At 46.6% G+C, this 19,642-nt stretch carries 26 protein-coding genes and 3 tRNA genes; 11 read left to right on the top strand and 18 right to left on the bottom strand.

Annotated elements, in window-relative coordinates; all coding sequences use genetic code 11:
• The first annotated feature begins 50 nt into the window (after positions 1-50).
• The 5 genes from pgsA to AACQ83_RS07275 all read left to right on the top strand — a co-directional run bounded on the left by pgsA (position 51) and on the right by AACQ83_RS07275 (position 2,169).
• A complete protein-coding gene (pgsA, locus tag AACQ83_RS07295) occupies positions 51-599 on the top strand; it encodes a CDP-diacylglycerol--glycerol-3-phosphate 3-phosphatidyltransferase (protein WP_112876974.1) in 549 nt (182 codons plus the stop codon).
• Between the two features lie 144 nt (positions 600-743).
• Positions 744-819, top strand: a tRNA-Gly gene (locus tag AACQ83_RS07290).
• Positions 820-909: 90 nt separating this feature from the next.
• Positions 910-983: transfer RNA gene (locus tag AACQ83_RS07285), tRNA-Cys, on the top strand.
• 6 nt (positions 984-989) lie between these two features.
• A tRNA-Leu gene (locus AACQ83_RS07280) sits at positions 990-1,076 on the top strand.
• 343 nt (positions 1,077-1,419) lie between these two features.
• Positions 1,420-2,169: a hypothetical protein gene (locus tag AACQ83_RS07275; RefSeq protein ID WP_112876973.1), complete on the top strand. Its 750-nt coding sequence runs from the start codon at positions 1,420-1,422 to the stop codon at positions 2,167-2,169.
• Positions 2,170-2,220: 51 nt separating this feature from the next.
• Here the strand turns inward: AACQ83_RS07275 and AACQ83_RS07270 are convergent, their stop codons facing one another.
• Positions 2,221-2,472 carry an ogr/Delta-like zinc finger family protein gene (locus AACQ83_RS07270; RefSeq protein ID WP_112876972.1) on the bottom strand — a complete coding sequence of 84 codons (252 nt, stop codon included), beginning with the start codon at positions 2,470-2,472 and terminating at the stop codon, positions 2,221-2,223.
• A 46-nt stretch (positions 2,473-2,518) separates the two neighbouring features.
• The gene (locus tag AACQ83_RS07265; protein ID WP_112876971.1) at positions 2,519-3,676 is read right to left on the bottom strand and encodes a phage late control D family protein; all 1,158 of its coding nucleotides are present in this window, start codon (positions 3,674-3,676) and stop codon (positions 2,519-2,521) included.
• A gap of 159 nt (positions 3,677-3,835) precedes the next feature.
• On the opposite strand from AACQ83_RS07265, the gene AACQ83_RS07260 reads away from it, so the two are divergent.
• The 6 genes from AACQ83_RS07260 (at position 3,836) to AACQ83_RS07235 (ending at position 9,653) form a co-directional block, all read left to right on the top strand.
• Positions 3,836-5,014: a phage tail sheath subtilisin-like domain-containing protein gene (locus tag AACQ83_RS07260; RefSeq protein ID WP_370446046.1), complete on the top strand. Its 1,179-nt coding sequence runs from the start codon at positions 3,836-3,838 to the stop codon at positions 5,012-5,014.
• 12 nt (positions 5,015-5,026) lie between these two features.
• Positions 5,027-5,539: a phage major tail tube protein gene (locus AACQ83_RS07255; protein ID WP_049585618.1), complete on the top strand. Its 513-nt coding sequence runs from the start codon at positions 5,027-5,029 to the stop codon at positions 5,537-5,539.
• Between the two features lie 65 nt (positions 5,540-5,604).
• Positions 5,605-5,910, top strand: coding sequence for a phage tail assembly protein (locus AACQ83_RS07250; protein WP_112876969.1), 306 nt, complete (start codon positions 5,605-5,607; stop codon positions 5,908-5,910).
• 83 nt (positions 5,911-5,993) lie between these two features.
• Complete coding sequence (locus AACQ83_RS07245; RefSeq protein WP_315903414.1) at positions 5,994-6,059, top strand: GpE family phage tail protein; 66 nt, start codon at positions 5,994-5,996, stop codon at positions 6,057-6,059.
• The gene (locus AACQ83_RS07240; protein ID WP_112876968.1) at positions 6,056-9,214 is read left to right on the top strand and encodes a phage tail tape measure protein; all 3,159 of its coding nucleotides are present in this window, start codon (positions 6,056-6,058) and stop codon (positions 9,212-9,214) included. Before AACQ83_RS07245 ends, AACQ83_RS07240 begins: the two co-directional genes overlap by 4 nt.
• 4 nt (positions 9,215-9,218) lie before the next feature.
• Positions 9,219-9,653, top strand: a complete 435-nt coding sequence (locus AACQ83_RS07235; RefSeq protein WP_112876967.1) for a phage tail protein — start codon at positions 9,219-9,221, stop codon at positions 9,651-9,653.
• Here the strand turns inward: AACQ83_RS07235 and AACQ83_RS07230 are convergent.
• From AACQ83_RS07230 to AACQ83_RS07155, 16 genes are all read right to left on the bottom strand, one after another.
• Positions 9,633-9,833, bottom strand: coding sequence for a hypothetical protein (locus AACQ83_RS07230; protein WP_112876966.1), 201 nt, complete (start codon positions 9,831-9,833; stop codon positions 9,633-9,635). The two genes, AACQ83_RS07235 and AACQ83_RS07230, sit on opposite strands and share 21 nt — an antisense overlap.
• A gap of 51 nt (positions 9,834-9,884) precedes the next feature.
• Positions 9,885-10,511, bottom strand: coding sequence for a tail fiber assembly protein (locus tag AACQ83_RS07225; RefSeq protein ID WP_112876965.1), 627 nt, complete (start codon positions 10,509-10,511; stop codon positions 9,885-9,887).
• A complete protein-coding gene (locus tag AACQ83_RS07220; protein WP_112876964.1) occupies positions 10,511-12,157 on the bottom strand; it encodes a phage tail-collar fiber domain-containing protein in 1,647 nt (548 codons plus the stop codon). The genes AACQ83_RS07225 and AACQ83_RS07220 overlap by 1 nt, the downstream gene beginning before the upstream one ends.
• Positions 12,154-12,762, bottom strand: coding sequence for a phage tail protein I (locus tag AACQ83_RS07215; protein ID WP_112876963.1), 609 nt, complete (start codon positions 12,760-12,762; stop codon positions 12,154-12,156). The genes AACQ83_RS07220 and AACQ83_RS07215 overlap by 4 nt, the downstream gene beginning before the upstream one ends.
• Positions 12,755-13,663, bottom strand: a complete 909-nt coding sequence (locus AACQ83_RS07210) for a baseplate assembly protein (RefSeq protein WP_112876962.1) — start codon at positions 13,661-13,663, stop codon at positions 12,755-12,757. The genes AACQ83_RS07215 and AACQ83_RS07210 overlap by 8 nt, the downstream gene beginning before the upstream one ends.
• A gap of 4 nt (positions 13,664-13,667) precedes the next feature.
• Complete coding sequence (locus AACQ83_RS07205) at positions 13,668-14,006, bottom strand: GPW/gp25 family protein (protein ID WP_112876961.1); 339 nt, start codon at positions 14,004-14,006, stop codon at positions 13,668-13,670.
• A complete protein-coding gene (locus tag AACQ83_RS07200) occupies positions 14,006-14,635 on the bottom strand; it encodes a phage baseplate assembly protein V (RefSeq protein ID WP_112876960.1) in 630 nt (209 codons plus the stop codon). The genes AACQ83_RS07205 and AACQ83_RS07200 overlap by 1 nt, the downstream gene beginning before the upstream one ends.
• Positions 14,632-15,273: a phage virion morphogenesis protein gene (locus AACQ83_RS07195; RefSeq protein WP_112876959.1), complete on the bottom strand. Its 642-nt coding sequence runs from the start codon at positions 15,271-15,273 to the stop codon at positions 14,632-14,634. The genes AACQ83_RS07200 and AACQ83_RS07195 overlap by 4 nt, the downstream gene beginning before the upstream one ends.
• Positions 15,270-15,722 (bottom strand): phage tail protein, encoded by a 453-nt coding sequence (locus AACQ83_RS07190; RefSeq protein WP_112876958.1) that lies wholly within the window; start codon positions 15,720-15,722, stop codon positions 15,270-15,272. The genes AACQ83_RS07195 and AACQ83_RS07190 overlap by 4 nt, the downstream gene beginning before the upstream one ends.
• Positions 15,723-15,730: 8 nt before the next feature.
• Positions 15,731-16,180 (bottom strand): lysis protein, encoded by a 450-nt coding sequence (locus AACQ83_RS07185; protein WP_112876957.1) that lies wholly within the window; start codon positions 16,178-16,180, stop codon positions 15,731-15,733.
• Between the two features lie 9 nt (positions 16,181-16,189).
• The gene (locus AACQ83_RS07180) at positions 16,190-16,591 is read right to left on the bottom strand and encodes a structural protein (protein WP_112877010.1); all 402 of its coding nucleotides are present in this window, start codon (positions 16,589-16,591) and stop codon (positions 16,190-16,192) included.
• A 2-nt stretch (positions 16,592-16,593) separates the two neighbouring features.
• Positions 16,594-16,911 (bottom strand): phage holin, lambda family, encoded by a 318-nt coding sequence (locus tag AACQ83_RS07175; RefSeq protein WP_112876956.1) that lies wholly within the window; start codon positions 16,909-16,911, stop codon positions 16,594-16,596.
• Between the two features lie 43 nt (positions 16,912-16,954).
• Positions 16,955-17,155, bottom strand: a complete 201-nt coding sequence (locus AACQ83_RS07170; RefSeq protein WP_112876955.1) for a tail protein X — start codon at positions 17,153-17,155, stop codon at positions 16,955-16,957.
• The gene (locus tag AACQ83_RS07165) at positions 17,155-17,646 is read right to left on the bottom strand and encodes a head completion/stabilization protein (RefSeq protein ID WP_112876954.1); all 492 of its coding nucleotides are present in this window, start codon (positions 17,644-17,646) and stop codon (positions 17,155-17,157) included. Before AACQ83_RS07165 ends, AACQ83_RS07170 begins: the two co-directional genes overlap by 1 nt.
• 98 nt (positions 17,647-17,744) lie before the next feature.
• The gene (gene gpM, locus AACQ83_RS07160) at positions 17,745-18,536 is read right to left on the bottom strand and encodes a phage terminase small subunit (RefSeq protein WP_112876953.1); all 792 of its coding nucleotides are present in this window, start codon (positions 18,534-18,536) and stop codon (positions 17,745-17,747) included.
• A gap of 47 nt (positions 18,537-18,583) precedes the next feature.
• Entirely contained in the window at positions 18,584-19,642 is a 1,059-nt protein-coding gene (locus AACQ83_RS07155) for a phage major capsid protein, P2 family (protein WP_112876952.1), read from the bottom strand.

Raw genomic sequence — 19,642 nt, 5'->3', positions numbered from 1 at the left:
GATGCACCATACTTATAAATTCCACTATAGCCAGATAGTTAAGAAGCACTATGCAATTAAATATACCAACATGGCTCACTCTATTTCGTATCGTCCTGATCCCATTTTTTGTCCTGGCATTCTATTTGCCATTCACATGGGCGCCGATGGTTTGTGCCATAATTTTTGTTGTCGCTGCGGCGACAGACTGGTTTGACGGTTTCCTCGCCCGCCTTTGGAAACAGACAACTCGCTTTGGCGCATTTCTTGATCCTGTCGCGGACAAAATCATGGTTGCTGCCGCACTAGTCTTAGTTTCCGAACACTATCATACATGGTGGATAACCCTCCCCGCAGCAACCATGATAGCGCGTGAAATTATCATCTCTTCTCTCAGAGAATGGATGGCTGAATTAGGCAAACGCAGTAGTGTTGCCGTTTCCTGGATGGGTAAGGTAAAAACGACAGCACAGATGGCGGCGTTAGTTGCTTTATTATGGCGCCCTAATTTTGAATTCGAATTGGGTGGATTCATATTACTTTATGTTGCTACAGTGATGACATTTTGGTCAATGTTTCAATATGTCAACGCGGCTTGGTCTGACTTGCGTGAAGCTTGATCGAAATGACGTAAAAACCATCGAACAAACACAGCGTAACAATAATTGTGTTGACTCGATACGTGAAGTAAGTAGAATGCAACGCATCGAACGGCACATGAGATTTACGAAAACAAATAAGTAAATCAGCCAGTTCAAAGCGGTGCGGGAATAGCTCAGTTGGTAGAGCACAACCTTGCCAAGGTTGGGGTCGCGAGTTCGAGTCTCGTTTCCCGCTCCAAGTTACTGTTCAGAAGTTGGATAGTAACTTAGCGAATAAAGGTTTAGTAGCTGAATTATTCGTTGAATAATTATTCATTGAATATAGAAAGGCGCGTTGGCAGAGTGGCCATGCAGCGGATTGCAAATCCGTCAACCTCGGTTCGACTCCGGGACGCGCCTCCAAAATCAGCCCAGGTGGTGAAATCGGTAGACACAAGGGATTTAAAATCCCTCGGCCTTAAGGCTGTGCGGGTTCAAGTCCCGCCCTGGGCACCAAATGAAAACTTACTATAAAACAGTGAGTTAGGGAAAAGAAAAGGCCACCGCAAGGTGGCTTTTTTGCTTTCTGCGATGAGATGAAAATTGAAAAGTGGCGGCAGAATGGCGACAGATTGGCGGCACTGGTTATATAACCAGTACCACTTTTGCGCCAAAAATCAAGCCAACATAATGGGTAAAAAAATAAATTTTGCGGGTTTTTGCTACAGCATTGTGGCGGGGACATATAAACGCCATGATTAGCCTTGGTAATCGGGGCTTTATTTTACCTTGATGGTGCAATCGAATTACAGTAGGTTCTATAATATGAATTAATCTCATTTGTGCCAAAGAGGGTCTCATGGAAAACATATTTGCAACCGTAGCGGTGATTACATTCATTGCCTTTGTTGTTGGACTTATAAAGCCAAGTCTAGTTTTAATGCCGAATAGAAAAAAATCTTCATTTATCTACTTACTCGCGTTTTTTGCATCAATCACTATAGGTTCTCAACTCTACCCAACTCATAATTCAACCACATTAAAGTCAACAGAAAAAACCAATCAGGAACCCCAGGAAGAAAGAAAAGAAAAACATAGTGACAAAAAATTCAAATATGCCTCAAAAACACTCAAAGAGTATAGAAACGAACCTCAATACGAAAGAAAAGAAATTGTTGAAAACTATGTGTCATACAAAGATATCCCTGAAACCGAAACAGATGATTTCTACAGTTGCTTAAGCCAGATATCGTATACGAAATCAGGTGATCTTAAACTGGGAGATGTACTTGGATGGTGTTATGCCGACTATACTCAAGATCCCAAATCACTTACAAATCGCATTAACTTTGATGAATTTATGTCTAAATTTAGCGGATGGGATGGCTCATATCGCCCACTCGAAAAAATTATTAAAGAAAATATGCATGATGAATCCACATATAAGCACGTAGAAACAACCTATCGCTTGATATTAGATAAAAATCCTCATGCAGTAATAGAAACGACTTTTAAAGGTAGTAATGCCTATGGTGGGATCGTAAAACAAACCATCTCAGCAAATGTAGATATTAAGACAGGCCAAATAATAAATATAATATCTAAGTGATAGCCGCCAAAACCCCGATTTTCGGGGTTTATTTTCTTGCTTACAGTAGAGCTAAAAACCAAAACCTATTTGCTCATCACCGTAGTGACTTGCCGGGAATGCCATTTTTGGTAATTTGAATTCTGGCGGTAATTCATGTTGATTGGGTGTACAGAGATAGCGTTCAACGGTTGTAATGGTTGTAAATGTACAGCCGCATAGCAGATTTTGGCATTGATGATAGCTGCGACGAGTTTCTTCACTCATCATTTCACTTGTGCGGGTCTTTGCTACAGCATTGCAGCGGGGACATATAAACGCCATGATATTAGCCCTCTAATCTAAAAGGGGTTTGCTTAATATAAGCATATCACGACTTGTGACTATTTTTGCTATTTTCGTCAGCCACGCTCATTTCTGTATTCTTAATTTTTAATTCAAGTTCCAGTGAAGTTGTATAACCACTGTCACCGATGTTGTGCCCCACTCTTGTTATTACCCACTCAGAGGAGTCAATCACTGTCTTAAAACCAATCACTTGCGCATAGAGATCCGGATAGAGATCTGGGCGGCCCCTTGCCAGTGTGATACTAAATTCGGCGGCTCCTCGTTGCAAAGTGGCCCATTTCGCCGCGGCAGCACGGCGGGCTATACGTTCTGTCTTGAATGTCTGACGCATCACATACACATTTCCCTCTGCACCTTCTAAATAATCGCCCTCTTTTTTGCTTGATTTATTTGATGCTGTTGCCTTGGTTTTTGTTTTTGTGGATTGGTCAGGCTGACTTTTACGCTTCATTGTTGTTGCGGGTTTTTTACCAAAGTTTAAATCCAACCAATAAGCCTTAACGCCGGTGTAAGCATCTCTATCAGCCAGGCTAAAATTATGCTTATCCCCAGATTCACGTTTGAGAGTAACAACCGGCAAGGGCTTACCGCTGCGTGAAACGCCCTGGCCGGGTACAATGAACAGCAACATACCGTTTTTGATTGTCGCAATTGCGCCGAGCATTTCAGCCATCCGGCCCAAAAAACTAATGTCAGACTCATTGGTTTGGTCGGCGTGGTCAATCTCAATATTCATCAATTGACGACTGACGCCGGGCTTTAAATTGTATCTGCCAGCAATCGCACTGACGACTTTTGCAACCGTGATATCGTGCCAGCTGTACTCTCGTTTGACATTGAATTCTTGTCTAAAGTCTGCAGACCTGGCGGTCACAGTTAATTGGTCCGGGGGACCGCTGTGACTAATTTCATCAACTGTAAAAAAACCTTTGTGAATAAGGGGTTCTCCCTGCCAGCCAATTGCAACAGAAATCTCGACGCCGCGTGGCGGTAATGCAACTTTACCGTCTGAGTCGTCAATGACCAACTCAAGCGTATCTGCTTCAAACCCCCGATTATCCGTTAGTGATAGTGAAATCAGCCGGTCATTCAGTGTTGTGATTTGCTGACCGCCAATCATTAGATCAAAAGCAGGCTGCTTGACGTATTCACTCGCCATTAAATTATCAAGAAAACTCATCACCCACCCAGTACCGATTTATTTCAGTCCATCATTGCCGCGCGTGCGCGTGTAGACAATTAGCGAGTGTTGTCGCGGTACCACGACACGCGGCACAACATGATTTCTTGTTGCTGAGCTATCACTATAGCAACATGTTCAATCATGAGAGTAAAAATCATGGCCGCTTTTCATCATGGGGTCTCTGTTACGGAGACAACAAAACTCAGTACGCTAATCCGGGACATTGATACGTCAATTATTGGCGTTGTTTGTACCGCTGATGATGCTGATCCAGAACTGTTTCCGCTGGACATGCCAACGCTGGTAACGCGTATTAACAGTGTGATTGGTAAAGCCGGGAAAACAGGGACGCTATACACAACACTGAAAGCCATTTCTGATCAGTGCAGCCCAAAAGTGATTGTTATCCGTGTTGCTGACGCAGCGAAACAAAAGTCGGGTGAAGATACAAAAACACAAGATCAGCTTGTTATCGGCGGTGTTGGTACCGATGGGCGCTATACCGGCTTATACGCCCTATTAACAGCTGAATCCAATGTTGGAGAACATCCACGGATTCTAGCGGCCCCCGGACTTGATACGCAGGCCGTCGCGGCTCAGATAGCGATATTTGCGGAGAAGCTGCGTGCATTCGCTTACATCGGCGCGAATGGCAATAAAACGCTGGCTGATGTGAAGAAATATCGTGAAAACTTCAATCAGCGTGAGCTGATGGTGATTTACCCCGATTTCATTACTTACAACAGTCAGTCAGGGAAAAATGAAACGATTCCCGCTACGGCGTTCGCCCTGGGGCTACGTGCTCGTATTGACGCTGATCAAGGCTGGCATAAGTCGTTATCTAACGTTCCCGTTAACGGCGTGCTTGGCATTTCTGCTGATATTTGGTGGACGCTGCAAAGTACCGACACTGACGCTAACGATCTCAACAGCAAAGGCGTAACTACACTGATTAAAAGAGATGGTTTCCGTTTCTGGGGCAATCGTACTTGCGACAGTGAAACTTACTTCTTTGAAGTCTATACCCGTACCGCTCAGATCTTGGCAGATATGATTGCCGAAGCGCATTTCTCTTATATTGATAAAACGCTAACCCCTTCTCTCATCAAAGATGTGATCGATGGCATTAATAGAAAAGGAGTACAACTGGTCACAGAAGGGAAATTGTTGGGCTTCGAATGTTGGTATGACCCGGCAGACAATCCGAAAGAAAACTTGCGGGATGGTAAAGCGCATATTCGCTACAAATATACGCCGGTACCGCCGCTGGAAAATCTACAACTCACTCAGACGTTCACTGATGAATATTTCGCCGTTTTTAATCAGTTAGGCTAGAGGAAACACACAATGGGTATGCCAAAAAAGTTGTTCATGTTTGATACGTATATCAACGGTCAAACATATTTAGGCCAGGTTGAAGAAGTCACTACGCCTAAGCTGTCATTGAAAACCGAAGATTATCAGGGCGCCGGCATGCCGGGATCAGTCGCGGTACTCGTCGGAATGGACGGGGGCGCGTTGGATATGGATGTCACAATGGGCGGTATTGAAGCTTCATTGCTGAAAACATGGGGCGGTACGCTTGACAGTCTGCAATTGCGCTTTGCTGGTTCTTACTATGACGATGCAACCGGGCAGACTATCGCGTGTGAAATTCAGACGCGAGGACGTTTCACGGAACTTGACTGGGGTTCGGCAAAAGCGGGTGACAACACTCAACATAAATACACGCTGAAAAACACGTATTGCAAAGTCACGATTGATAATAGTGAAGTGTTCGAAGTCGATATGTTGAATTTGGTCTGGAAAGTCGACGGCAAAGATTTACTTGAGCAGCACCGGGCCAATATCGGCCACTAATCTAATTATCTACTTAATTTAATGGCCGTAATTACGCCAATTGGCCAATTGCAGGAGATTTAACCATGTCAAAAACAATTACCCTCTCAGAACCTTTAGAGCGCCACAACGGGGAAACCATTACACAGGTCACGATCACTGACACGATGAAGCAAGTGGGCGCCTTACGTGGGTTAAAACTGTATGACGTCATGACAAGTGATGTGAACTCTCTCATCACGCTATTGCCGCGTGTGACACAGCCGCGTTTGACAGAAGCAGAGATTAACAGCATGGGGATTCAGGATTTCACAGCACTGGCAAGCGGTGTTGCTGATTTTTTAGCACCGAGCTCGGAAGCCGATACGATCAAAACACAGGACGAAAAATAATTCCGTGCCCGTTTGTGGAAACAGACGAAATTATCGCGGATATCGCGACGGTTTTTCACTGGGCCCCGTCTGAGTATGACGCAATGACCGTGCTCGAATTATTAAAATGGCATGAACGCGCAGCCGCACGCAATGGAAGTGATTCATGACAGATCGTAATCTTAACATCCGTGTATCACTGAGCGCCGCTAATAAGTTATCCGGTCCCGTTAGTGCTGCCAGTCGTGCAGCGGCGGGGCTGGCTTCTCAAATCAAATCAACGTCAAGCGACATTAAGAGCCTGGCAAGTCAGACAAAAACGTTTGACCGCTTAAGCGATTCTATTAAAAAAAACGCGGAGACTTACGACAAAGCCAAAGCTAAAGCCAAAGAGTTAGCGGCGCAATTTCCGCGGTTCAGGGAACAAACCGAAGAACAGCGCAAAATCCTGCTTGCAGCCAGACAGGAACGGGATCGCTATGGCCGCACACTGGATAAAGAAAAACAGAAATTACAAGCGGTTGGCGCTCAGATGTACCGACACGGCGTTTCTGTTCGTCAAAGCGATAATGCCACTGCTCAAATAACCCGTCGCACTGAAATTTACAATCAGCAATTAGCCGAGCAGCAACGGCGATTAAATGCGGTCACGCGTGCCCAGAATAGCTATAGCAAAGCCAAGGAAATGCGCGGGAAGCTTGCCACCGCAGGGGCTGCTGCGACGGCGGGTAGCGCGGGCTTTCTGTATGCTTCATCTCGCATCATGGCACCCGGTCTAGATTTCGATGAGGGCATGTCTGGCGTTCAGGCACTAACCCGTCTCGATAAAAATGATCCTCGCCTTAAGATACTCAGAGAACAAGCCAGAGCATTAGGGGCCAGTACGGCATTTACCGCGACTGATGCGGCGGCAGGTCAGAAATTTTTGGCTATGGCGAACCTTACCCCTGAATCTATCAAAGCGGCGTTACCCGGCGTGCTTAATATGGCATTAGCTGATGACGTGGACCTGGGGGAAGCTGCTGACATTGGCTCAAACGTGCTGACCCAGTTCAAACTCAATGCTGATCAGATGGACCGGGTGTCTGACGTTCTGACTGCGACATTTACTCGAAGCAATACTGATTTACGGCAACTTGGCGAAACCATGACTTATGCCGGGCCAATTGCTGCCAACCTGGGCATTAGCTTAGAAAGCATGGCATCAATGGCCGCAATGATGGCCGCGAATGGCATGCGCGGCAGCATGGCGGGTACGGCTTTGAGGGGGGGGTTATCCCGCCTTGTCGCGCCTGTCGGCGCGGGCGCGGATGCCATGAAGGCTCTGGGTATTAAAGTCAGCGGGGCCAACGGTAAATTGCGGGATATGGGCGATATTCTAAAAGAACTGGATCAAAAACTCCGCAAATATGATCAACCCAGCCAAATACGCATCAAAAAAGACATCTTCGGTGAAGAAGCGATGGTCGGAATGGGGGCCGTGCTAGAAGGTGCCGCAAACGGTAAATATGACGAACAGAAAAAGGCTAATGAAAATTCAAAAGGTGAAGCCGAAAAAGTTGCAAAAGTCAAAATCGATAACCTGAAAGGCGACCTTAAACAACTCAAATCAGCGTGGGAAGATTTGGGGATACAAATGGAGGAGAGTGTTGACTCTCCGTTCCGAAAACTGACACAAGGGCTAACAAAGATTATTGCTCGCGTCGGCGACTGGATGAAAGCCAATCCCAAATTAACCTATGCAATCATGGTTGGCACGCTGGTTATCGTGACGCTAGTCGGCGCACTGGGTGCACTGGCGCTGGCTGCTGCTGCGGTCATTGTGCCTCTTGCTGCGATGAAACTCAGTATATTTATGCTGACGGGCGGCGGCGGGATCGGCAAATTAATTCCGTCCGTTGGTAGATTAACGGGGGGCTTAAAAGGGTTGCTGCCTTCACTAGGTGGCGTTAGCAGAAGTATTAAGGGATGGGGGCCGATTTTCCAAAATAGCAGCGCGGCATTGCGCCGTTTTGGCGGCCAGCTTGTAACAAGCGGAGCCAATGGATTTAAAGCGTTAGGGAGTGGAGCATCGGCAGCGGGACGCGGGATCGCGATGGCTTTTACACAGCCAATGGCGACTATGTCTATGCTGTTCAACGGGTTAAAGAGCTTAGTTTCTTCGGGGTTTGGTGCATTGCGGAGTGGCGGAACAATCGCGCTTAGAGCATTGATGAGCGGGTTTTCGCTGTTACTGAGTCCGCTTGGTCTACTTATTGTTGCTATTGTCGGTGCCGCGATATTGATTTGGAAATACTGGGAACCCATTAAAGCGTTTTTTAGTGGTTTTTTTTCCGGCTTGATTGAAGGGCTGGCGCCGATTAAACAGGCATTTAACGCTGCGTTTGCGCCATTTGCGCCTATTTTTGATGGTATTGCGAATGCAGTTAAAAAAGTGTGGGACTGGTTCACAAAACTATTTGAACCCGTCAATACCACATCAGAAGATTTGAAAGCGTGTACAGAAGCCGGAAAAACATTTGGGGAAATTGTCGGAAAAGCAATCGGTGCTGTAGTATCCGTCATTTTGAAAGTAGCCGAGGGCGTTAGCTGGCTGCTTGAAAAACTTGGCGCGATTCCCGATGCCACAAAAGCCGCCGCTGAAGCTGCTCAGGTCATGAATAAGGCTGGTGAGCCTATCAAACCTGCCGAAGTCGGTGATGGGGTTGCGTGGCGATGGGATGATAAATTAAAAAAAATGGTCAAGGAAGAATGGAAACCCGGCGCCGAAGAACCAATCAAACAAGCAGGCAAAAAAGCTGATGAAGTAGCTGGTAATGATAAAAAAACCAATATACCGGCATTCGGTACCGAGGTTTACACCCCTAAAGGAGATAAAAAGAACAATAAGAATCAGACAGGCGGGGGAACCACAAATACATCATTACAAAATACTGCATCACTCGCTGACGCGAATAAACTGGGTGAAATTGTCTTTAAGAATTATCCCGCCGTGACTGCAATAGATGGCGCGTATCGTGAGCCCCAATTGAATGTACCGCGTGCCTCATTGTTATCTCGACTAAAAGATTCTGCGATGGGGCTTGCAAATGCGGTGCTGCCAGAACCACAACCGGCGTTCGCTGGCATTCCGGTACCGATTGATCTGAACGGAAATAGAAATGAGCGGCAAAGAGCGAGTGACAACTACACTTTCGAGCTGAATTTTTACGGCGTTGATATGCGTGACAGCAAAGCCCTGGGTGACTTAGTGAAAGAAAAAATACGTGAACTGATGCGAGAAAATAATACGCGTCGCCGTTCTCGTTTAACTGATGGAGATTGATTTTATGATGATGATCTATGGTATGTTTGTTTTTATGTTGAATACCGCGCCCTACCAAACGTTAAGTCGTGAAATGGCTTGGCGGCATGTGAAAAATGACCGCGTGGGGAAATCGGCAAAATGGCAGTATATCGGGGCGGGTGAAGATAGCATTACGCTTGATGGAGTGCTCTATCCAGAAGTGACGGGGGGTGATATTTCTCTTGAAGCCCTGCGCACACTTGCATATGCGGGCAGGGCTTGGCCGTTAATTGAGGGCACCGGCATGATTTACGGTATGTTCGTGATTGAAAGCCTGAATGAAACCCGGACCGAATTTTTTTCTGATGGAAAAGCACGAAAAATTGAATTTACTTTATCACTGAAAAAAGTCAGTGAAGATATTAGAGAAGGCTTAAGCAATATCACTGCTGATGATCTACTTAATATTGTTAAGTAATGTAGTACGTTTGCCCACTCTGTTTTTATTTAAAGCGTTAACTGTATCTTGAGATATCGCAGCAATATCATTGCGGATTTTCTCATTATCACTTTTCGACGATATAAGCTTTCTATAATTGGTTGCTGGCATGATATCCATGATACTACTTACAGCAATAAAAAAACGACGTATTGACATCTCTAATTTCCAAATCTGGGTACAGTAGACAAGGGCCAAACGGCCCTGTTCTTATTTAGGTACAGGCGGCCACTCAACGTCAGGCGCTTGATTAACATCTACACGCGTAAGCAATACTCTGTACTTCTTCCATTCGAGTAGAGCGGCTTTCTCTGAGTCAGTAGCAACTTCTAAGTCAACAGAGTCTTGTAGCAATGAGAGTGTTTCATTTGCTTGTTGTAACAGTGCTGCTTGTTGTTGCTTAGCTTCATTAATCTGATGGGATTTGAGAAGGTCTTTATCAACTACCCATTCTTTGCCGTTCCACGTATCGAAATCTGTGGGAGGCTTCTTGAAGGTTAGCGTATCCGGCAATTCACCGATTTCTGTTATCTCAGTCGGAGCGCGAGTTAACGTGTCGTAAGCTGTTTTGCCACGGTAATCGGGAAGGATTTGCCAACACTTTCCGTCTTCGCTGCGACAAACGGCCACATCGTGAGAATCGGGAAGTTCTGGCGCATCGGGATAAGCACCGGCTGATAGACTGACACCCAACATGACATATTCAATGTCTGAAACTGTGAATTCTCTCGTTATCTGATTCGAGTGATAAACCTTTATCCAGCCTGCCTGAATTGCTAATCCGTCTTTACCCAATACGGCTGTTTCATGCTCTAAAGAGTATTTTTGTTCTGTCATTATACTGCTCTCACTATGTAGTTAAATGCGATGTTGCGGGGGCGGGTTTCGTTAGCTACTCGTGGTTCTCCGTTACCGTCTGACACAGGGGAACTAACGACATGTGTTGTTGTAATACGTCCCGTATATTCCGGTCCTCCATGTTGCGACGGGCTATCAGTTGAGCTGGCTGCTGTGGCATTCGGCCATGCTTTATGTGTATGCCCCTGAAGCGCATCTAATTGCAATGTTCCACACACCCGACCCATATCAACACCACGGCTATCATCCCACCCTCGGATAAACTCACCTCTTAAATCGGGCACTTTTCCGTCTGGATAGGCTAAGGCTAACTTCGGGTATAAGGATTTATCGAATGCCTGACCGTTGCATGTTAAGTAGCCGGGGGGGGTGTAGCGGTGGGGATACGGCAGCGGGACTCCTACAGGGATGTTGTCATAACGAGCGTCAAAATTGCCGTAGTTCGCCGGTACCATAGTTCCATTTTTGTAAACTGTTAGAGCTCGCTTTGAGTTGATATCAATACCGGCACCGATTAGATCTACTGACCCCCCACGCACAGCGCCAATCGCTATTTCATTGTCATACCAGCCCGCTTTCATATACGAAGCAAGTGCCCCGGATGGCGCCCCCGCGCTTGTTGATACAAGTTGAACAGAGTTTCTCTCTTTTGCAATTGTTGCAATTTCTGAAAAATTGAATGTTCCTTTATAGTTCCCCCCTGTTGCTGATACGGCACTATTCGCCTTATTCACCGTCTCCACCAATCCGAGGTTTTTCACAAACTCACTTTTATTAGGGATGTCGGCGCCGTTTTGGTTTTTGGCAAGTTTGCTATTGGCATTATCATTTACATCAGAAACTAACTTCTGAGTGGCTGCAAGGGTATTACTGTTGCCTGTTTTGTCTGTGAGCTGGGTGATGCCTTTTTGGGTTAATGAGGCGTCGGGCATGCTTGCAAGCTTACTTGCTGCAAGATCATAAGCCGCTTTTACGGCTTTTGGCGTAGCAGACAAGGTTTCACTTACGCTATTTGTCGCACTACTGAGTTGTACTATCCCCTTCTGAGTCAATGAAGCATCAGGCAACGGCGGTAAATTCTTTTTCAGCAAATATTGTGGATGCGGATCACTAGCTGCAAGATGCTCTTTAAATGCATTATCACAGTAAGCTTTCACTTCAATCGTGTTTTTATCGACATACTCGCGCGTTGCCAGTACAACAGAGGGATCAACTTTTAACGTGACTGACTCAGTACTGTTAACAATTAAAATCATTCTCACCGTCTGCGTTCTGCCTGACCCTTCTTGTAATTGGGGTTTATAGGTTTCCGGGCAATTCGCTACTGCTATCAGACTATCCTCGCCATCAAATAAGCCAATTTCACGCATCCACCAACCACCCTCACTTTCAGGGATAATCTGTTCAGCAATAATTTGGTTAGTGTTTACCGGATCGACGCTTAATGTATTAATCGCGGCTCGACGCTTTTCATTGACTAATTGTGTTTGATTAGCGTCAGGCTCTGGTAATTTGCCGGCGCCGTCGCCCACGGCCATGTGAGTAATGCTAATTTTGGTACCCAATGCGGCAGCATTCGCCAGCTTTGCCGCACCCAACTTAGTTAAAATGGCAAAGTATTTCATGATAAAATCCTCATCGTATCAATCAAATGAACCGCAGATCCCGCATGAGCGGTACCTTTAGTTTCAATCATTTCTGGCAAATAGGGGTAAACTGTCAGACTATCGCCGATATAGCTTGTTGCCGCGCAGTGAATGACACCCGATATATCTAAACTGACAGCCAAGCCGATTAGGTGGCGGCTCACAGGTTTGGCATCAGAGATTAAACGTTCAAGCTCTGAAAATATTTCCGCAGTAATCCCGCTCTCACGAACGCCGACTTCAAGTCGAAAAGTGCCGGGCGCATCATTGGTTTGCCACCATTCCTTTATTTGAATGAAATAGCCCAATGGCTCTACCACACGGCGGATAGCACCAATAGTGCCCTTATGTTTGTGCAAAAATAGTGAGTTTTTTATTACATCCCGCTTAGTCGTTACCGGCCAGTTTTCATCCCAACGATCAACGGACCACGCCCACGCCAGATAAGGTAATAACTCCACCGGGCAAGTATCAGGATTCCAGAGCTGGCGAAGCGGTACCGGAACATTGTGCAATTGTGCACATGCCTTAGCTGCGGCCACTTCCAAAACGGTAGAACCCGATGGCAACAAGCGGTCATTCATCAGAACCCCCGACACTGAGTTTTGCGCTGGTGCAAAATGACACCTGGGTTTTATCTAACACAACATCATGAGCGGGTGATTTCAATTCCACGCGTTGCACGCCCTCCACATGTAGAGCGGCATAAATGGCAGATAAGCGAATATCACGCCCTAAACGATGTTGTGTCTCTGTGTAGCGTTTCATTTGTTGCATGGCGGCAATGCGAATCGGTTCGGACTCCGGTGTCGGATAGAGATAAAGCACGGCATCAATCTGATATTCAATTACTTTTGCTGACTGAACTATTAGCCGGTCAGCAACCGGTCTAACATTCTCGTCATTAAGAGCTATAGCCACTTTATCCAACAAATCTTGGGATGCTACGCCGTTATTTTCTCGCGACATAATAGTCACAGTGACATTTGCCGGTGACGGGCTGATAGCTGATGCATCAGCAACACGGCCATCAGCACTCCGGGCATGATATTCATAAGCACCCACCGGCCCGGCAACGCTCAGCCCCTCGAAAGCCTGGGGGATACGAACGCGAAAATCGTTATCGGATTCCATGATAGCCGCAATAGGCGGAACCGTGTCGTTATCAGCTTGTTGCAGCATGAGACGCGTAATATTGTTATTTGCGCCCAACTGATCTAAATCGCTACCCGCTGCATAGGCCACCATCACCGCGCGAGCCGCTTCATTCACGCGCTGGCGCAGCAATAACTCCCGATAAGCATTCTCTTGTAATAATTTCACAATGGGTTCAGATTCCAACTCAAGCGTGCGAGTGATTGCAGCTCGTTGCTCTTCGGGATAAAGAGATATCAGCCTGGCTTTACGTTCAGCCAACAGGCTTTCATAATCCAGTGGCTCGACGACATCAGGTGGCGGCAACTGGCTTAAGTCAATGGTCGGCATAGTTTCACCTCACGGGGATAGCTATTGTTAAGTCATTTCCGTTGATATAAACGCCAGTTATTTCAACGTGCATTTCTCCCGCTTCTGCTCGCTGAAATGTAATTGTTGTGAGTCGTACGCGGGGTTCCCAACGCATGATTGCCATATAACAAGCACTCATAATTTTTAGACGTAATGCCGGATTCTGCGGCTGATCAATCAATGCGGGCAGCAATGAACCGTATTCGCGTCGCATGACGCGTGTGTTGATTGGAGTCATTAAAATATCGGTGATGCTCTGGCGAACGTGTTCAATATCAGTCATGTTGCGGCCCGTTTGCTTATTCATACCCAAAAATTTCATTATGCAGGGCCTCCTGATGTGTCACCGCCTGATCTGACGCCGGTGTGTTTATGGGAATCCACGATCACCCCGTTTGAGCTGAATTGCCCGTCGTTATGCTCAATATTTCCAGTCATTTTTCCGCCTTTTTGCACTACCAAGCTGGCTGTTGTCAGTAAATTGGTACAAATGACGTGAGGCGTATCAAGCGTAATTTGACTGCTTGCGGTACAAGTCATTTCTGGCGCAGTGACATGAACAGAACCGGAGGCATTCACCGTTGCGGTTTTAATACCCGTTACTTTTAAGGCACTGACCGCTGGCTCATATTCCATCACTGCCCCATCAGGAAAAGCAATATGAACAGCCTCGGCAGAAACTGACGGCGCCGGAAACTGATCAGAATAAACAGCCGGTAAGACAAAAGCAGTAGTCAACTCTCCACCAATGGCAAGCAATAAAACCTGTTCGCCAACACTGGGCGCCCACCAGGTACGGGAATGACCTGCTCGCAGTGTCAGCCAGGGTATCCAATCCGTTTTTAAGTCACCTGTCCTTACCCGGCAACGATGACCAACGAGATCAACATCCGTGACCAAGCCGACGCGGATAATATTTGTTAATAGCCGATGCAATTCTGGCAGTGTCATAGTTCACTCACGAGGTCATGATAAATTAATTCAATCAGTTGCAGTCGCTCATGCGGCGTGATGCCTAACAATTGACGTTGCGGATACTTCGTTTCTGCCAACGCGTTAATACTGCCTTCCAAACCGTATTGATGCTGACGAGCAATTGCTGCGGCCCGGCCTTGAAAACCAACAACAGCGGCGGCTGATGATGCACTGGACTTAAGAAAACGCGCGGTTCTCAATCGCCGGAACATCGGATCGCGGCGATTTGACGTTTTTTTCACTTCACTGTGATTGATTTCCAGATAACGCTCTATATTACTGCGATAAAATGAACGTACCGCGTTACGTTCTCCGTCAAAGCCAGTAATCATACGCCCCCGGCGTCCGCGCGTTACGCGCCAATTTTTCAGCGTGCGCACATCTCCTTGGTACAAAAATTTAATACCCTTCTGCGAGCGTAATACGCGACGGCGGCGCGGCTCATAAGCGGTACCATCCACATTTTTTTGGCTGCGAATGCGCTTCTGTTGGTCAGCGCGGATCGCCTTTGACAGCTTATTAGCCAGTCGGCGGCGGTATGCCGGTTTTGTGGTACTGATTAATTTTTGCAGTTCATTATCAAGCGCAACGAACAGTGAATTATTTTCCGTCATTGCTGTACGCTCCCGTCAATCAATACACCCCAAGGATCTTTAGCAGAGGGATAAGGAGGCTCATCAAGATGTTGGGCTGTCAATCGCCCGTTTTCTGATTGAACAACAACACGTTCAGTTGTTCGCAATACAAATAAAATATCTGCGGTACCGTCACTTAAGATATCGGCATCAAACTTCATGCCATCCGTACGCTGATCAGGATTAAATAACAAATCAGGTTGATGCCGACGCGCCCACTCAAGAACCGACACGCTGAGACTGTCGAGCGAATGCGGGTAGTCAAGCGCAAGCACATGTAATTTATACTGATACAAAAATGACGGTGACGCCGTTCCTGTCGCTATCAGATTTCCTTCTGTGACATACACTTCCAGTCGGTCTGGATTTTGAACAAAAAAGGGATTGTGTTTTGTGATGATGTCTCTCATCAGTTTTGTTTTCAGCATATCTCCCCCTACTGGCACTGGGTTTTTATGTAGTCCTGCAAATATTTTATTTGTTGCTCATTCTCAACAATCATTCTTCGGAAATCGAAATAATCTTGTTCAGTTGTCGGGTTAAATCGTGGGGTGTCTGCATGGCCCACGCTGCCGGAGGAATCGGTTTCGCCTTGATGACAGGTGGCCGTGATACGCAACCGGCGACGACCAGCGGCAACATCATTGCGCAGCACATCAATTTCAGATTTGGCATTGGCTAGTTCCTTTGTATGCTGATTATCCAGTTCAGACAGGCACCTTATCCTCTCCTGCTGATTAACGATTTCATTCTGTTGCGCTAGCAATGCATTCTGTAGCTTAATGCTTGTATTAAGCTGGTCTGTATATTTACTTCGATAGTGATAAGCAATAAGACAGACAAGTGCCAGCGCAATAACTGTATAAGCATGAGCGTTAAACTTCATAATACTGCCCTACAAAAGGGAAAAGGCTTTATCAATGACCTCATCGCTATAAGGTTGACTACCATTTTCCATGGTAATAATGGACTTAATCAGCTCTGTCATAAATACTTTATTAAATACATCAACAACCTGATCGCGAGTCACTCCCGTGTTTTTACATACGTGGTTAATATAGGCATCAGTATTATTTTCATTAGTGGGAGCCCATCGTGAAATAATGCCGCTGACTGTATTGATTCCGTATTTCCGATGGTAATTCTGAATAATTTTAATCATGGCCCGAAGACCATATTCAGGACTGACAAACTGACAGAAAGATTGGTCGGTACGTTGTGATTGAGGGACCAATCCTTGCCAGTCATCACCCCAACGGATATTGCCGGGGTTATTGTTTCGAATACCTCTGCTTATATTCATTCTTTTATCCCCGCTTTATTATTTAACGTTCCGCGAAGTAACTGACCAAAAAAATCTGTTCCCAGATAACCAATAATCACACTGCCGATGTAAGCCAAGTCCGTGCTCATACCAAAGAAATCCAACACGTCACGGATAAACCAGGCGATCATGGCACACATAATGGCGTCCATCATTGTCGTCCAGAATTTACCGCCGTTATAGCGACCCCTGAGATAAGCCATTGCGGCCGCCAGTGCTGCACCTATACCTTGTTCTCTAACTGATAGCAGCCACTCCCATAACTGAAAAAAAACGTCAGGCTGATTTTTCATGTATCATCCTTTCCTTAATCACAGGCTCCCTACAGCCCGGTATTCAATCCCACAATTGAACGATGCTATCCTGCGCCGATGGCGCAAAATCGGGTAAGATGACAAGCTGGCCGGGGCGTAATAGCGTCGTGTTGCAAATATCGTTATTAGCATTCAACACAGCCTCAACAACGCCTTGAGTACGGCCATAGTAACGTTGGCAAATCAGATCAACAGTGTCCCCCTGGAGCGCTTGCACTTCCATCAAACCAGCTCCGCTATCATGCGATTTTTACCGAGCACATCACGAACCGCATTTTGTCCATCGCGTCGCAGATCATCAATTTGCGTACTCAACGCCTCGGCGTGTTTTTCTCCGTCGCGTGTTGTGTCAATGTCGCGATAATTTTCAATCAGCAAAGCTTTAGTGAAACTGTAAACCGCGTGTCGGTAGCGGAAAATATACGCCGTAGTGTCGTTGATAGCAGGAGAAGGAACCGCAGCCAGTGAAGCAAAGCCGTTTTCTTCCTGTTCTTGTTGCCACACAGCGAGCAATTGATTGACATATAACACCGCTTCAACAGTGATATGTATCAATCGTTCAGTTGTCACTGCTCCGCTCAGGCGCATCGAATTACGCAAATCAGCGAGCGTGATATCCGGCCAGAATGTACCGGAAGTGACTTTTGCCCCACCGTCATTGATATCTGCATGAGTATCGATAGAACGGGGTTGTTTGGCTGCTACTAAGCTCATAATCCACCTGCTGAAAGAAACGGCGGTGAACGGCAAAACGGACTGAGTTTAAAAACCGGTCTGATCACCGTGCCGCCTGGCACGCGGGGTGCATTCAGTTAACGTGAAGATTTATTCTTCGCCGCTGTTGTTTTTGCCTTGGTCGTTTTTTTCCCCGTCGCCGCTGGCTTCGTCTTTGGGGACTCAGTTACTGCGCTATCTGGTGAGGCCGGGCCATCAGCGGCCTTTTTTAATTCTCGCGTCAGAGTTTCGATATCTTTTTTCACCCCGATATTGGCAAACAATAACAATGCTTGCTGCATGAGGAATAATGCGCGTTCTTTGTCTGCTCGCTGCTTACTGAGGCGCAGGGTATACGCCACTGTTTTAAACAGCTTGGCTCTAACTTGATTGGGCATGTCCAATGATTCAACCAATTCAGCAAGTCGCTCAAGTATTGCGAGAGGGACAGGCTCAACGGACTCGCTACACGCTGAAAAAATCGTTAGGGCTTTATCGCAAATCTCATCTACTAATAATGGTCCTACGGTACGGCGATAGTGATCGGGCAAGGGCAGGTTATGGCGAATGACATACCCGGCCAGCGTCAGTGCCCGCGCGTAATTACCAATGTCCATACTCCAAATCATCACGTGAATGAGTACCTCGTCGGCCTGCCCGGTACCGGCTGCCAACACTCCGTCAACCCAACTGTCATAATGCGCAATGACTTCGCGTTTGTAATCAATTTTTCGCTCTGTGCCTTGCAGGTCAGATAACCGTGACTGATCAATGCGCAGGCGGTGTAATATCTGTTCATAGGCGGTCAGCGCTTCCGATGACATAGTTTCATCGCCACGGCGTGAAGCCATAACCTGTTGCCAATGTTGTTGTGCCGGTGTCAGCATCATTCCCCCTCGTGCCAGTGCCGCATGATGACGGCACCAGATACTGTGACTTATTCTTCGCCGCTGCTTTTTGCGCTTGCCAACGAAATCCCCTCAATCAGACAACTCAGGCCGTAGTCTTCAATAACATAACCGTCATTGCTTTGCGCATAGGTTGCTATGCGGTTGTATTCCGGCTCGTTTTTGATATAGCGGTTGTATTTCCCTTTTTGCCAATAGAGCGACAGGTTTTTAAATGTGGTGATCCAGATAGTACCGTCAGGAAAGAAAGGGACTTTCATCGTCGGCAGACCACCCAGCGTGCTAAGTTTCATCAACTCATTACCGGCCAGTAGTTCAATGTTCGGGTTGTTTTGGCTGTGTTGGTTCAGGATCTTGAAATTTTTCTGTGTCGTCAGGCGTGAACCGGTGATTGCGAGCAAACCGGGGGCATTCTGATGCCAAGGTTCAAGTAAAGAGGTCACCGCGTCATAAACAGCGGCGTCATAGTTGCCGTAGTCGCCTTTCTTGATGATTTTCCCGTCTTCGTCACGACTGGTAATAGTAATGCCTTTCATCACACGCTCCGGGGCGTTGTCGCGCATGTGCTGTAACCAGCCGATATTGACATCTTGTAACAGCGGGTTTTTTGCTCTGTCGGATTTCAGGGCGCACGATGTACCATTAAAACCAATCATTAGACGGTCATTGGCTTCCTGCTGAACAATCTGCTGACTAATCAGTTGCTGAAATTCCGGGTGGTCATTCCACGCATCAATTTGCGTATAGCTGACAAAGGTATCAAAGTTAATTTGCTCACAACGATATCTGTTAGCCTTTAAATCATGGACACTGACTGGCTCACGGCGTTCCGTAGTGGATGTGTTGCGGCTAGCAATGGTGCGGTTGATACCCACGCCGATTTTTTCCCCTTCCTGCTCGGTTACACCGACAGAATTGATTTCATTCAAAAATGGGCTGGCTTCCATCTTGGCTTTTTCAAGACGCTGCTGAACAGCGGGGGTCACCGTTAATTGAATGCTATCCCCTTCGCGTCTGACGCCGTTTAATTTGCCTTGCTGGTCAAGGTAGGACAGATATTGTTGACGTCCTTCGTTACTGAGTGACAT

Origin of the sequence: Photorhabdus sp. S10-54 (assembly GCF_963878145.1) — a bacterium.
Taxonomy (GTDB): Bacteria; Pseudomonadota; Gammaproteobacteria; order Enterobacterales; family Enterobacteriaceae; genus Photorhabdus; species Photorhabdus kayaii.
The sequence above is the reverse complement of the archived record's forward strand: the minus strand, read 5'-3'. Positions and strand labels throughout refer to the sequence as shown.